The sequence below is a fragment of the Natronocalculus amylovorans genome (assembly GCF_023638035.1).
GTDB lineage: Archaea > Halobacteriota > Halobacteria > Halobacteriales > Haloferacaceae > Natronocalculus > Natronocalculus amylovorans.
The window spans coordinates 665428-678804 of sequence record NZ_JAKRVX010000001.1 but is presented as its reverse complement, the minus strand read 5'-3'; the positions used below and the strand labels follow the sequence as shown (position 1 = coordinate 678804).

At 53.2% G+C, this 13377-nt stretch carries 16 protein-coding genes and 1 pseudogene; 8 read left to right on the top strand and 9 right to left on the bottom strand.

Translation table 11 applies throughout. The features are described from left to right. Window positions 1–101 precede the first annotated feature (101 nt). Window positions 102–704, top strand: a complete 603-nt coding sequence (locus AArcSt2_RS03665) for an Sjogren's syndrome/scleroderma autoantigen 1 family protein (RefSeq protein ID WP_174652457.1) — start codon at window positions 102–104, stop codon at window positions 702–704. 84 nt (window positions 705–788) lie between these two features. Next, on the top strand, window positions 789–1898 hold the full coding sequence (locus AArcSt2_RS03660) for a putative sulfate/molybdate transporter (protein WP_250582962.1): 1110 nt from the start codon (window positions 789–791) through the stop codon (window positions 1896–1898). Here the strand turns inward: AArcSt2_RS03660 and AArcSt2_RS03655 are convergent. From AArcSt2_RS03655 to AArcSt2_RS03645, 3 genes are all read right to left on the bottom strand, one after another. Next, window positions 1873–2049 carry a hypothetical protein gene (locus tag AArcSt2_RS03655; RefSeq protein ID WP_174652459.1) on the bottom strand — a complete coding sequence of 59 codons (177 nt, stop codon included), beginning with the start codon at window positions 2047–2049 and terminating at the stop codon, window positions 1873–1875. The two genes, AArcSt2_RS03660 and AArcSt2_RS03655, sit on opposite strands and share 26 nt — an antisense overlap. A gap of 117 nt (window positions 2050–2166) precedes the next feature. Next, on the bottom strand, window positions 2167–3288 hold the full coding sequence (locus AArcSt2_RS03650) for a DUF373 family protein (RefSeq protein WP_174652460.1): 1122 nt from the start codon (window positions 3286–3288) through the stop codon (window positions 2167–2169). A gap of 56 nt (window positions 3289–3344) precedes the next feature. Further along, window positions 3345–4037, bottom strand: coding sequence for a DUF6517 family protein (locus AArcSt2_RS03645; protein ID WP_250582960.1), 693 nt, complete (start codon window positions 4035–4037; stop codon window positions 3345–3347). 144 nt (window positions 4038–4181) lie between these two features. On the opposite strand from AArcSt2_RS03645, the gene AArcSt2_RS03640 reads away from it, so the two are divergent. Then, complete coding sequence (locus AArcSt2_RS03640) at window positions 4182–5177, top strand: radical SAM protein (RefSeq protein WP_174652462.1); 996 nt, start codon at window positions 4182–4184, stop codon at window positions 5175–5177. Between the two features lie 258 nt (window positions 5178–5435). Here AArcSt2_RS03640 and AArcSt2_RS03635 read toward each other — a convergent pair whose 3' ends face one another. Continuing rightward, a complete protein-coding gene (locus AArcSt2_RS03635) occupies window positions 5436–6233 on the bottom strand; it encodes an SIMPL domain-containing protein (protein WP_174652463.1) in 798 nt (265 codons plus the stop codon). Window positions 6234–6476: 243 nt separating this feature from the next. Next, window positions 6477–7657, bottom strand: a pseudogene (locus AArcSt2_RS03630) (anion permease). Window positions 7658–7753: 96 nt separating this feature from the next. On the opposite strand from AArcSt2_RS03630, the gene AArcSt2_RS03625 reads away from it, so the two are divergent. Together AArcSt2_RS03625 and AArcSt2_RS03620 are read left to right on the top strand one after the other, a co-directional pair. Beyond that, a complete protein-coding gene (locus AArcSt2_RS03625) occupies window positions 7754–8581 on the top strand; it encodes an HVO_0234 family beta-propeller protein (protein WP_250582958.1) in 828 nt (275 codons plus the stop codon). 70 nt (window positions 8582–8651) lie between these two features. Then, on the top strand, window positions 8652–9515 hold the full coding sequence (locus tag AArcSt2_RS03620) for a ribose-phosphate diphosphokinase (protein WP_250582956.1): 864 nt from the start codon (window positions 8652–8654) through the stop codon (window positions 9513–9515). A 2-nt stretch (window positions 9516–9517) separates the two neighbouring features. Here AArcSt2_RS03620 and AArcSt2_RS03615 read toward each other — a convergent pair whose 3' ends face one another. Continuing rightward, on the bottom strand, window positions 9518–9868 hold the full coding sequence (locus AArcSt2_RS03615) for a DUF8151 family protein (RefSeq protein WP_174652467.1): 351 nt from the start codon (window positions 9866–9868) through the stop codon (window positions 9518–9520). Between AArcSt2_RS03615 and AArcSt2_RS03610 the strand changes: the two genes are divergently transcribed. Both AArcSt2_RS03610 and AArcSt2_RS03605 read left to right on the top strand, forming a co-directional pair. Next, a complete protein-coding gene (locus AArcSt2_RS03610; RefSeq protein WP_250582954.1) occupies window positions 9853–10158 on the top strand; it encodes a hypothetical protein in 306 nt (101 codons plus the stop codon). The two genes, AArcSt2_RS03615 and AArcSt2_RS03610, sit on opposite strands and share 16 nt — an antisense overlap. Continuing rightward, window positions 10133–10552, top strand: a complete 420-nt coding sequence (locus AArcSt2_RS03605; protein WP_174652469.1) for an HIT family protein — start codon at window positions 10133–10135, stop codon at window positions 10550–10552. Before AArcSt2_RS03610 ends, AArcSt2_RS03605 begins: the two co-directional genes overlap by 26 nt. 117 nt (window positions 10553–10669) lie before the next feature. Here AArcSt2_RS03605 and AArcSt2_RS03600 read toward each other — a convergent pair whose 3' ends face one another. Continuing rightward, a complete protein-coding gene (locus AArcSt2_RS03600; protein WP_250582952.1) occupies window positions 10670–11038 on the bottom strand; it encodes a DUF7858 family protein in 369 nt (122 codons plus the stop codon). 166 nt (window positions 11039–11204) lie between these two features. Between AArcSt2_RS03600 and AArcSt2_RS03595 the strand changes: the two genes are divergently transcribed. After that, window positions 11205–12065: a transcription initiation factor IIB gene (locus tag AArcSt2_RS03595; RefSeq protein ID WP_174652471.1), complete on the top strand. Its 861-nt coding sequence runs from the start codon at window positions 11205–11207 to the stop codon at window positions 12063–12065. Here the strand turns inward: AArcSt2_RS03595 and AArcSt2_RS03590 are convergent. Together AArcSt2_RS03590 and AArcSt2_RS03585 are read right to left on the bottom strand one after the other, a co-directional pair. Next, window positions 12056–12898: a DUF7856 family protein gene (locus tag AArcSt2_RS03590; RefSeq protein ID WP_250582950.1), complete on the bottom strand. Its 843-nt coding sequence runs from the start codon at window positions 12896–12898 to the stop codon at window positions 12056–12058. The genes AArcSt2_RS03595 and AArcSt2_RS03590 overlap by 10 nt on opposite strands. Next, window positions 12895–13233, bottom strand: coding sequence for a DUF7855 family protein (locus AArcSt2_RS03585; RefSeq protein WP_174652473.1), 339 nt, complete (start codon window positions 13231–13233; stop codon window positions 12895–12897). Before AArcSt2_RS03585 ends, AArcSt2_RS03590 begins: the two co-directional genes overlap by 4 nt. Window positions 13234–13377 lie beyond the last annotated feature (144 nt).

Genomic DNA, 13377 nt, shown 5'->3' with positions numbered 1-13377 from the left:
CGGAACCGGCGCAGAACTGCTGTATTGACGAATCACTATTCGCTGATTGTCGAATAATAGATCCCGCTGTATTTTTCCCGCCAACGACCGTGTGCTCGTGTATGAGTGATTTCGATAAGGAAGCCGAGCGTGAGAAACTTCGAAAGAAGTTTGCGAAAGATGAGGAGAAACGCAAACAGACCCAACGGATGAGCGAACTCCTCTTGCAGGGTGCAACGATGACGAACAAACACTGCGATCGATGCGGTGATCCGATCTTCCGCCATAACGATCAGGAGTTCTGTCCAACCTGCAAAGCAGAAGACAGCGATCGCACGAACGCACAACAACCAAACGCGACCAACAACGCCCACGCTGTCGAACAACAGGCCAACAGCGACTCCGTCGCCGTTGAGCCAACAGAGGCCGCTGACGCGTCCCGATCGCAGCCACAAGAACGCAGTACTGAGACGTCTACGGCTGAGACACAGCAACAACAACCACGGCCGTCTCAACAGCCGAAACAATCGAATCCAACGCAGCCACAACCAAGCTCGCAGTCATCACAATCGGGCGCTGCTGAGCTCGATGATGTTCGCACGTCCCTCCGGCGCACAATCCGAAAGTTCACTGTTGCAGCCGAACAGACTGACGACCCACGTCGTGCACGCGAACTCCTCTCTGCTGCTCGCGAAGCCGCAGAAACGCTCAACACCATTCGGTAAATACTATTGGTTTCATTTTGGCCTATTTGAGGCGTATTATGGTTTCTGAGTAGCCTAAAGTAGTTTCGCGCCATTTTGTGATCTGTGGCGTTCGGACATTCAACGGGCCGATCGCGAATTTCGCTCACCCGATCGGAGGTGACCGGTGCAGTCGGCGATTCGCTGACTGTCTTGCCGATCGTTGTCGCGCTTGCGCTTGTGACCGATATCTCGCTCGCACATGTCCTCATTGCATTTGGTATCTTCCAAATTGTCTGGGGTGTAGTGTACGGCTTGCCGATCTCCGTTGAGCCAATGAAAGCGCTTGCGGCGTTGGCGATCGCAGGCGCAATTACCTACGCTGAGCTTGCACTCGCAGGCATTATTTTGGGTGTGGTTTTGCTGACGATCGGTCTCACAGATACGTTATCGATCATCGAGCAGTGGATCGGTGAGCCGGTGATCCGTGGCATCCAGTTTGCCGTTGGACTGTTGCTTTTTGAAACTGGCGTTGGGCTTGGACTCTCCGATCCGCTCATCGGCTTACTTGCTGTTGGACTTGTCGGTGCGGTCATTGTAGTTGGCTATAAAAATCTCTCTGCGATCGTCGTTTTAGCAGTTGGCGTCGCGATCGCGGTGTACACCGTGGGCGTTCCAACACCACAGTGGCCTGGAGTTCCGCAACTCCCACCGATAAGCGAGGCGCTGACTCGTGCGACTGTTGACGGAATCACGGCACAGCTTGCGATGACGATCGGTAACGCAGCGCTTGCAACCTCACTGTTGTTCTCTGATCTGTTTGATCGAGAGGTGTCCCCTGATGATCTCTCAACCAGTATGGGTGTGATGAACCTGACTGCGGTACCGATCGGTGGTATTCCGATGTGTCACGGCTGTGATGGCGTGGCTGGAAAATACGAATTCGGTGCGCGGACCGGCGGTGCAAACCTTATTCTTGGTGTTAGCTATATTGCCCTCGCATTTATCGCAACAATGACTCTTCTGTCTGCATTTCCACTTTCCGTGCTTGGTGTGTTACTGATTGTTGTTGCGATCTCGCTTGGAAAGCATGTCCTTCGATCGCAGATGCGCTGGCTCTCTATCGGCATTGGGCTGCTTGCACTGGTGGTCAATCTTGGCGTTGCGTTCCTTGTCGGAATTGCAGTGCATCTACTGCTCACTCGAGGGGCTAAAACACATACTGCTGCGCCGTGAGTCGATCGTAATACGGTTCATCTGTCTCATGCTGTGGCTCACCGTACAACTGCGCTTCGCTACAGGTCTCCTCTCCGTGCTGTGGCGGTCCGTACAGTAACATTTCAACCTGCTGATCGTTGATGTCTCTGGAGACGAACGTACTACTCATATATGTCTAATCGTTCATGTTCAATAATAATCTTATTTCCTACGAACTGATATGCCGATTTTGGATGTTCTGCGGCCCTGTTCCGATCGGTCGGATAGTCGAGCTCTCACGTGGTGGTTAGGCTGGTTCCGCGTCCTGTGTCGAGGGATACTTTGACTCTGCGATCGCGAACGCAAGCGTGCTGATGACACCCAAGAGTGTTCCAACAGTGAGTGCAACCGCAAGCTCTGAGAGCGCAAACGGAACCATCCCATCCGTATTTGGCAAAAAGAAGCCTGACAGTCCGTAGAGGACGATCGCGATAGCGATTACATAAAACGGTGCATTCAGGTATCGCCAGCGGAACCGATCGGCCAGATACTCATCAGTCACCTGCCCAAGACTGCTTGTCACCCCTGCAGCAGCGAACCACTGGACTGCACCGTGAATAAACGCTGCACTTGCGGTGATGATCGCTAGTTGGCCGGCTGTTTGTTCCTGTGCGGCTTCGATCGTATTGATTCCCTGGACTGCTCCAACAACGATCAGTGCAAATGCAACCACGTAGGTAATGAGCGTGACACGGCCGGCATAGAGCACATTTCGGACCCGATCAGCGGTTGCATCCACGGACTCCTCAAGGCCCAACCCTCGAAACAACGTGTAGAGCCCGAGCAGTGCAGAAATCAAGCCTAACACGACTGCACCAGCAACTTCAAAAATCCCTGCAATCACCACAAGCGGGTAGATAAGCAGTAAAATCCCAAGTGGAACCAGAATTGTTCCACGGGTTTCTGGGTCCGCAAGCACCTGCTTCATCGTGTAGTACATCGACTCAAGATTTTGTGCTTGTCGAACCACAACCCGCCGAACCCCGTCGATCGGCATCCGCGATCGAATCACCGGGAGCACTGACTCATCCTGTGCCCCATCTGTGATGACGATTGCACGTGTCTCTTCGCCAGTTTGGAGGCTTGCCAAGATTGTATCAATCTCTTCGCCAACTTTTCGGTTCGCTTTGATGTCACTTCCTTCCAAGCCAGTAACAACGGCAACTTCCACTTCGCCGTCCTCCTCGGCTTTCAGTGTATCGTGAACGTTCATTCCTTGGAACATCACATTCACGTCGGAATCCTCTGGATCAACGGTTGCAAGCGCAACAGCCGCGTCGCGGACGTTCTCATAGCCGATTACTGGCGTTGAAAAGCCAGTCTTTCGGCCAAGATCGTCATCCAGATCGACACAGAGGATGAGATGCATCTCACTCTTCTATGCGACCCCCCAACATATGTGTTTTCGGGAGCAGGAGAGGGAGGCTACCCAAGGTGCTCGACGCCGCCCAGCAACTCATTGACCGTATCTGTCTCATCAATCAGCCGTGGATGTGCCCCAAGACAGACAACGAAATCATCTCCGGCATCGATCGCTGCAGTCACGTGTAGTGTAAGATCGACAGTGAAATTGAAATCCGTCGGTTGTGCTTCTGCACGATACCGCGTCACCTCAACCGTCTGCCCGAGGACGGTTTGGGTGCGAGTGCTATCGCGCTGCACCGATCGAATCTGTTCGTACCGGCTCTGTAGCTCTGCAACCAACTCATCGGTCTCCATCTCTCCGATCGGATTAAATGTCCGACCCAAGATATCCACCTTTGGAGTGCTTAGAACGGTGAAAATTGCACCTTGGAGGCGTTGGCCCAGAATCTCGATCGCTCGATCGTACTCCGCAAGCTGATTTGTCACTCGAACCTCTCGCTGTTGTCCGGCCGCCTCGTACGTTCGCGTAATATCAAACGTAGTCCGTTGGTACTCCTCATATCCAGTTTCTGATAGCGATGCGTCTGCGACGATCGCTGCTTCTGCGTTGAACTCAGTCCCATCCCCAAATAACAAGTCAGTGCCAATACATCCAGATAATCCAGCGACGCCAACGGCACCGACTGCAGAGAGAAGCTGTCGCCGTGATGGTGCTCCATCCGCCTGTTGTGTGTCTGCCCGTGTTCGATCCATACCCAATGAGGGCCATGCGTGAATAAAAACGATACGCGAGTGATGCTCGCATGGATCGTGAATGAAGAGTTAACAGCCATACGACGCTCGCTAACACACGTTTCGCACGCTTTTTGGCCCCTGAGAAAAAAGTACGGGTAACTGATGATCTCGAAGGGGTGTGAACAGTGCGCGAAAGGCGGGAAGATGGTGCTCTTCGTCTATGGGTACTGTGACCAGCGGGACTGTTTCTACTGTCCGCTTGGTGAAAACCGCAAAAATGTGACTGACGTGTACGCGAACGAACGACTTGTCGAATCCGACGAGGATGTGATCACTGAGGCAAAGCGGATGGATGCGCTTGGCACCTCAATCACCGGCGGTGAACCACAGGAAGCGATGGAGAAAACCTGTCGCTACCTCCGTCTGTTGAAAGATGAGTTCGGTGAGGACCACCATACACACCTCTACACTGGAATTACTGGCGGCCGAGAGAACATGCGGCGGCTCTCGGAAGCCGGCCTTGACGAGATCAGATTCCACCCACCATACGAGCTGTGGGGAGAGATGCACGGCACCGAATGGGAAGAGATTCTCTACATCGCACGTGAAGAGGGATTAACCCCTGCTTTTGAGATCCCGGGCATTCGTGCTGAACAGGAGTTCCTTGACTTCTTGGATGAGGGTGCAGCGGAGTTCTGTAACGTCAACGAGTTTGAAATGTCGGATGGAAACTATCGGCGAATGCAGGAAGCAGGCTACGAACTGCAGGAAGGCCACATGTCCGCAGTGGAGGGATCAAAAGAAGCGATCCTCGAGGAGATGGGCGACCATCCACGCGTCTACTTCTGCACGAGCGTATTCAAGGATGCCGCCCAGCACCGAAACCGTCTCAAACGGATGGCTCGGATCATCCGCCGAGAGTTCGATGAGGTAACCGACGATGGGACGCTCGTTTACGGAAAGACCTGGGCGACAGAGGAGCAGATGGATGCGTTGGGCGTTCCAGCCGAGTTCTACACCGTCAAACCGGATCACATCGAAATTGCATGGTGGCTACTCGAAGAGATGATTGACGAAGGCGATCTCGATCGCGGCGAGATCGTCGAACAGTATCCAACGGTCAACGGGACTGTTGTTGAGCGAACACCGCTTGCGTAATTTATTTTAAAACGCTGTTTCATTTTATGCGGGAGATCCCGCGATCGGCCTCACAAATTCGGAGGTGTAGACACAACTACTGAGACGTGTCTGCTGATGTAGACAACGATCGAAAACCAGCAATAAGAGGAGGGTCGGGGAAGAATTCGTGTGGAGGGGTGTTTATTGCGTCAGCGGGGTACGTGGAGGGCCGCGGTATGTCAGTGAGGAAGGACGATGTGGAGGGGGGAACCGTACGTCAGCGGCGATCGCACACTGTTACTCTTCAAACCGATAGCTCACGTCCACACTTGCGGAGACCGAAACAAGTCCTTGATCGATCTGTGTCGGTGGGCCGCCAGCGTCATCTGTCTCTTCCACTGCAACATCTGGTGTTGCGCGATGGGTACTCACCCGGCCGGGATCGGTCGTTACTGACTCAACACCCGTGAGTGTGAGGTTTTTCGCATTTGCGATGATTTCAGCCTCGTAGCGGGCATCATCGAGTGCAACCTCGATCGCCTCCTCTCGAAGTTCGTTCCGTCGATCTTCAGAGAGGCCAAAGATAATTCGGCCAACATCATCTGCACCACCGGCAACCGCAGTATCGATGATCTCACCAACTGCGTCAGGGTCGTCTGTCTCGATCTGAAACTCGTTGAAGCCTCGATAGCCTGCACTTTGTCGCTGTTCTCTGATATCGAACCGCCCAGTTGTGATCTGCTCGTCATCCAACCCATACGCAAGCAGGGTCTCTTTGAGTTCTTCTGCACGCTCTGCCAGCGCCGACCGTACCGTTTCTGCATCTGACCCGGTCTCTTCGAGTCCAACAGATACCGTTGCGGTGTTCGGTTCGGCTTCAACACGACCCTGCGCACCGACGTTGATGAGTTGGCCTGATGCAGCCGTCTCGGTAACTGTGGCCTGTCGGTTCACTGTCTGTGATTGTGCGTCCGCTTCTGTTTGTGCGTCGGAATCGGATGGATCGACTGCTGATTGCACCTGTGAGAGACACCCTGCCGTACTGAGTGTCGCACCAAGCGCGCCGGCAGCCGCAAGGACTGTTCGTCGTCGCATACAGCACACCTCACCAGAGACTGTATAAAACGCAGCGTAGGCACAAAGACGCGTTTTAGTTATCGTATTCCAGTCTGTATTCGATCGCAGTCACGCTGTTTTGATGACCTTTGGTAGCGGTTGTATCCGATCTCGTTACAAACGTATCCTTTGCAGCAAGTAAGCTCTCCATTCATCGGCCCACGTTACGCTTACAATGGTGACATGCGCATTGTTTATGTTCGGGATCGGTTGTTCGCTTGTCTACCAGCCAAACACCGGAACAAACCGGAAGACGAGATATGCACCGACTGTGGAAATAATCGGGACCACGTTCTGCATGATAATCACTCGTGCAGTGGTAGATGGGTCAAAGAGATCGGATGCACTCGGGATGTCTTCCGGTTTCTCCTCGCCGATCTTTGGGAGCTCTTGACCCTCCTCGTCGGCTGCAAGTGCACCGACAGACACGCGTGTGTCTTTCGCCTTTCCTCGAACGCTGTCGGACACTCTCGTTGTCCGTGTCGCTCGTCCCCATCCAAGGCCGATAATTGATGTTGTTGCAATCACGACGAAGCTCGCCGGAATACCAACAAGCGAGAGCGCAACAACAAGCGTTGCACTCACCGTTGCGACAATGATCGCAGCGGTCAATGGGAGTGCGGTAATATCGTTCCCGAGCGTCTCAAGCGTTCGACGTGCAATCGTAAACGCACCGATCGACACCGCAACACAGGCGATGATAATCCCGACATTCATTTCAAGTGCGCCACTGCCAACGAGCGGTGCGATCGCATTTGCGACGTTACTCGTTCCGGAACTGAATGCCATCACACAGCCAATTGCAACAACGACTGCCGTCCCAACGAACTCCCTTCGAGTCGTATTCGGGCCAAAACTAATCTTCGGAATCGTACCCGATCGGTCGATGGAGAACAGCGGGCCATCGCTTTGAACCAACGCAACCCGTCTGTTCAACTCCGCGTAGAAGTAGCGTCCAATAACGCCCGAGGCCCAAAAGCCGATCACAGGCGCGACAAGCCACCAGATAACAATCTCGCCCATCACTTCCCAGTTGAGCTGGTTTGTTGCCAGTCCAAGGCCGGCGATCGCACCCACTGCAGTCATGGATGTCGAGGCAGGAACGCCGAAGAAGTTGCCAACGAAGAGCGCCAACCCAATGAAGAACAGCACGGTGATGCTTGCTTCGAGCGTGAATATCGCGGAGTCGAAATCAGATCTTGGCCAAGCGTATCAACAACTCGTCGCCCGATCGTCCATGCACCAATGAAAAAGAAGACGGACATGAGGGCCGCTGCAAGCGTTTTTGTAATCACGCCTGCACCGACTGCCGGACCAAATGCGGGCCCGGTTGTCGCGCCACCAATATTGTAGCCGACAAACATCGCAACCACCAACCCGACAAGGAGCAACGGTTCGATCACAACAGTATCAAGAAGTGGTGGACTGGTAAATGGCCCGTTTTACGTCTCTGAGTCTGTGCCGTATTATTTTTCCACCAGTATGAACGACACTCCTGTATGCAAACGCTGATTGAAAAACGAGTCTTTGGCGAGCAGTTCGGGACAACTGAGGTGTGTATTGCGACCGAACTTGGGTTAGTTGTTGTCTCGGTTTCCGCTGATCAGGTCGGTGAGTTCTCACTTTCCTACAAGGGCGCTGTTTCGTCCGTCGCTGTGACTGCTGAGCGTGTTGCGATCAGCACTCCTGACGGTGTGTACACAGCTTCGACTGACGGCGAAGAGTATGGCGAGTTTGCCAACCAGTTCCCGAGCGAAAGTGTTGCTGTTGGATTCGGCTCTACCGGACTCTTCACTGCGGACTCCGATGGCGTTGTCTCCCGGATCAACTCCGATGGGTCCGTAACTAGCCTCGGTGACACAGCCGGTGTTCGGTCGATCGACCCGCCACTCATTGCGGCTGCTGATTCGGTCTACCGCATCTCGGGCGACGAACTTATTGAAGCCGGTCTCTCGGATGTCAATGATGTCTCTGGCATAGGGACGCCATTTGCAGCAACCACTGATGGATTGTATACACTCGGCAATGGGTGGATGGAAACACTGGATGGGCCGTTTTCACTGGTTGCAAGCGATGGACATGAACGCGCACACGCTGTTGGTGAAGACGGACTCTTTGTCGGCGTCAACGATGTGTGGGACGCGGAACCGTTCCCAGTTGACGAACCAATCAGTGCGATCGCTCACGGAAGCGGGATTGTCGCTGCAGTCACCGCGAGTGGACGGCTCTGTATCAATGCGGGCGATGGCTGGCGACACCAACTGTTAGGGCTGAAACGTCCAACATCGATCGCCGTCGCTCATGGGGACGAAATTTCAGTAGATTGAATTATGACTGGTAGTCACAGCACGCTCACGGACCGAAACGGCGTTTAACAGGGAGCCAGATTACACGAGTATGACGACGATTGTTCCCGGCTCGACATCACAGGCGCTTGCGGCCCAATTGGCTCGTGAGCTGTCGGCGTCGCTTACAGTACCAACGTACGATCGCTTCCCTGATGGTGAAACACTCGCGGCAGTGCCATCGCTCGACGATGAAAACGTAATTATCGTCGCTTCAACGACATCAAATGATGCGCACATTGAACTGCTGCAGTTGGGCGATGCGGTTCGTGAGGCTGGCACAACCGACGTGACCGTGGTTATTCCATACATGGGCTATGCCCGACAGGATCAGGCTTTCAACCCTGGGCAACCCATCTCCGCACGTGCGGCTGCACGGGCGGTGAGCACGGCTGCCGATCGAATTGTGCTTGTGAATCCACACGAGGGATCTGTTGCCGACTTTTTTACCGTACCTGTCGAGATCGTCGATGCTGCAGGCCAGTTGGCAACGCCACTCCCGGAAACACTCGATCAGCCGCTGTTTTTATCTCCTGATGCTGGTGCGATCGAGCTTGCAGAGACGACACAAGCAAGCTACGGACGTGGTGATGTCGATTACTTTGAAAAGGAACGCGATTACGACACCGGAGAGATTGAAATCACGCCAAGTGACGCCTCCGTTTCAGGTCGAGATGTTGTTGTCGTTGACGATATTATCGCAACCGGTTCAACAATGAGCGAAGCAGTTAGTGTGCTCACCGATCGCGGTGCAAACAGTATTTACGTCACGTGTGTGCACCCGATGCTCGTCGGAAATGCCCTCACAAAACTTTCTGCCGCAGGGATTACTCGCGTGTTCGGGACGGATACGATCGAGCGACCGGTCAGCGATATCTCGGTCGCCCCAACGATTGCTGCTGTGCTTGACAACTAATTTTACTGTTCCGATCGGACTGCCTGTACCCGTGGGAGCGCTTCAGTGATCCCGACTGCGTAAATGCCCATGTAGAGCGTGAGCACACCAAGCGCGGCGACCCACAGTGCAACGGTCACATCACCTGCAAGATAGAGCCCGTAGGCGATCGATTCAATATAGAGGCCAACCCCGGAAAGAAGGCCAGCACCGAGGAGATAGATGACGAGTTCGACGAGTCCCACCACGTACTCCGCTGATAGTTCCATGGAAGCCTGTGGACGTGCGCCATACTGACTCTTTCGGCTCACTGGTGCAACGAGATGCGTATGTTGCTCAGTGAGTACTACAGCATTGTATGGCTGATCCGGCATATCCAACCGTCATGCACCCGATCGAACCGGGCTGTTCACGATGCCCATCGCTTGTTTCCGATCGCACGACGATTGCATGGGGAACGGGACCGATCGATGCGGAACTCATGGATGCTCCCGATTTTACACCCGTCATATCAAAACATCTGGAGAGAGCGGCTAGGTATTCGGCGTCTGAGTATCGGTATGCGATCGCAGAGACAGTTGTATTGTGTTTGGCTGAGAGGAGTAACGTTCTTACACCCGGTGACCGATTCGACAAATATGCAAGAGGACTGTATCTTCTGTAAAATCGTTGCTGGAGAGATTCCAAGCCGTACGGTGTATGAAGACGACAATGTGTTTGCGTTTCTTGATGTGAACCCGCTTGCACCTGGACATACGCTTGTGATCCCAAAAGAACATTACGAGCGTGTTGCTGAACTGCCTGCAGAACTGTCCGCGAGTGTGTTTAGTGCGGTCTCTTCGCTTACGCCGCGTATTGAGTCAGCTGTTGACGCTGATGCAACAACGATCGGCATCAACAACGGCCCTGAAGCAGGCCAAGAGGTCCCACATGTTCATGCTCACATCATCCCACGATTTGAGGGGGACGGCGGTGGTCCCATCCATGCAGTTGCGGGCGACGAGCCGCTGTTGAGCGATGAAGAGATGGACAAAATAGAATCTACGATTCGTGGATAGGTCAGCCTACGGGACGTTTTGGACCCGAATTCCAAACGTTACCATTTGTCTGCAGCCGCGTAACGACTGCTTTAATTTCGGGGACCGGTGGGTGTGTCACGGTATATCTGGCAAGTTCTAGCTCTTCGCGAGGTGCATCGACGAGCATTTTATTTCTGCCCATTGCCGATCGCCGCGAATCCATCCCTGAAGCAGTTGGTACTCAGCCTCAGAAAGGGGCTGAACAGTGCGAACGCCACAGCGATGTAGTGTTGCTTTGATTATAATCCGCACCGTTGATTCATTCATCGCAATGGTTTCAACCGATTGTCCAGCAATTGCTGCCCGAACGATCGACGCTGCAGTGTCTGGGTCACATAACAACGCGTCACGATGTGCGTGGAGGACTGACCGAAGTGAGGTGGTTCCTGAATCAACAACAGCAACCGAGCGGGGACATTGCTCGTCTGTCAGTTCAATGTCGCTGGCAAGTTCCTCCAATGACATTATACTGAGTTCGTCGAGGAACCAATTATAAACCCTCCGATATGTCAACTATATCATTAACTCACATATCGATAATCGGTATCTAAAACCGACAGAAAGAGCTGCTATTAGTGGCCAGCACCCCAATTATTTATATATGATGTCTCAGCAGACAGTCAGATAAGCGATGTCAACAACACGGCATACGTGTCCAGAATGTGATAGTCTCGTCCGTAAACAGAATCGCGAATCAGTGTGTACACAGTGTGGGCTGATCATTGCGGAAGATAATCTTGATCGTGGCCCAGAGTGGCGATCGTTTGACGACGATGCGAGCGATCCGAAACGTACTGGTGCACCACTAACACCAACTCGTCACGATCGTGGGCTCTCGACACGGATTGGGCGGAGCCGCTCGACATCTCCACGCCGCCGCCGACGGATGGCCCGCCTCCGACAACAGCACCGGCGCTCTCAGACACGAACCAAACGCGAACGAAACCAACGTAATGCATTCATCGATATCCGCCAGCACATCTCTGCGCTTTCGCTTCCAAAGGTTGTCCATGAGACTGCGTGCAAACTATTCCGACAGGCACAGAATGCGGAACTGTTACAGGGCCGCTCTATTGAGGGGTTCACCGCTGCCTGTGTGTACGCCGCCTGTCGGATGGTGTCAATTTCCCGAACGAAAACCGAAGTTGTTGGGCATACAAAAGCCACCGATAACGAGTTTGATGCCGCATTCAAAGCGCTCAACCGTGAATTAGATATTGCGCTTGGACCCCCCGCACCTGCTGAGTTTATTCCACGATACGCCAGTCAGCTCGGTCTCTCTGCAGCAACGGAGTCACGAGCACATGAGTTTGCCATTGATTGTCGAGAGCGTGGTATTTCAAATGGCAAGAACCCGTCTGGTGTGGCCGCTGCCTGTCTGTATACTGCGGCACTGGAGCTTAGTGATGAGATCACACAGAAAGACGCAGCCTCAGTTGCGGATGTGTCACCAGTAACAGTTCGAAATACATACTCCGCACTTCAATCGTAGGACTCTACCTTTTTTGGCACAACGACCGGCACATTGAGCGTTTTGGCCGTCTCGACAATCGAAGCAAATGGTATCTCCTCAAGTAAGACTGGGGTTTCGATCGCAGAGAGCGAAATTGCAGCATACTGTGCGATCTGCTTGTTACCTGCATAGTCTGTGGGTGTCTCTCCAACGGCTACTGTTGGGTCAATTGCAGCGACTGCCTTTTTAAATGCAGGATACCAGCGGTCTACTGCCTGCTGTCGATACTGTTTTTGTCTGTTGCTTTTCCGATCGTACCGTTGGAGCCGCTTGTGCGCCTGTTCCCGGGTTTGGTGTGCTTTTGCCGTAAGCTGTTCAAGCTGTTGTTCTGCAGCAATCCGTTGGGTTTCGACCGCTGACCGCTTACGGAGTACTGTCTCCAACTCGTTTTTATCTGCTGTTGTTCGCCGCCCAGTTTGCGAAAGTGCACCGATGCTGTTCTGTAGTATGATTGCCCGTGCATCGAGCCGATCTGCTTGTTTTCTCAGCTCTGCAAGCTCTTTCCTGAGCGCTGCACGCTCGGTTGCCGTTGATTGGGAGGGTTGCTGCATAGTCTGCTGTTGGACAAGGGGCTGCTTCTGTCCTTCTTCATGTGTTCTTGCTGCGGCCGCAAGTAGCGTTGTTACCGAGGCGGTCGATGTACCACAACAGCGCCCAAGCTGTTTGTACCCTGGTTTGGCCGACTCTCCATTTGAGAGCGATTGACACTGTCCAGTCTGCAGCCATCGCCACAGTGTCTCAATACAGTCAGTTGGAAGCTGTTGTTCGCTGTAAGATTGCCTCCTTGGGTCTGCAACATATCGGACAATCATAGCGTCTGTGTATTCATTTCTTCAACTGTAGGATGGGATGTACCAGCAACAAAGACGTGGTAAGGGAGATGTTTCTTGTCACGGGTTTCGTATGCTCTTGCAGCATCCCGAATCGGTTTTTCAACTCGCTCAAACTCGTTGAACGTCTCTGTCTCGTGTACGAGAACGGAATCACCATGCTTTGCGCGTAGCCTGAGTACCAAGAATGCACTGAGCTCGGTCTCTTTGAATGCGACAACTCTTCCATGGCTGTGAACGATCTGCTCTGGGTAGTTCTGTGTCATGTTGCGAACCGTCTCCCGAGCTGATTTGCTGTAGGCGATTGCAAGCAACATACCCACGCTAATATATTTGATTTTCTAACTGTTTTGATTTTTTTCGTCGTATTCCGTAGACGGCATCGTATTCACCACGACGTTCCAATGTCATATCTATTATCAATCCGTTCTTCGCTGAGTCGCTCACTGAGCCAATCGCTT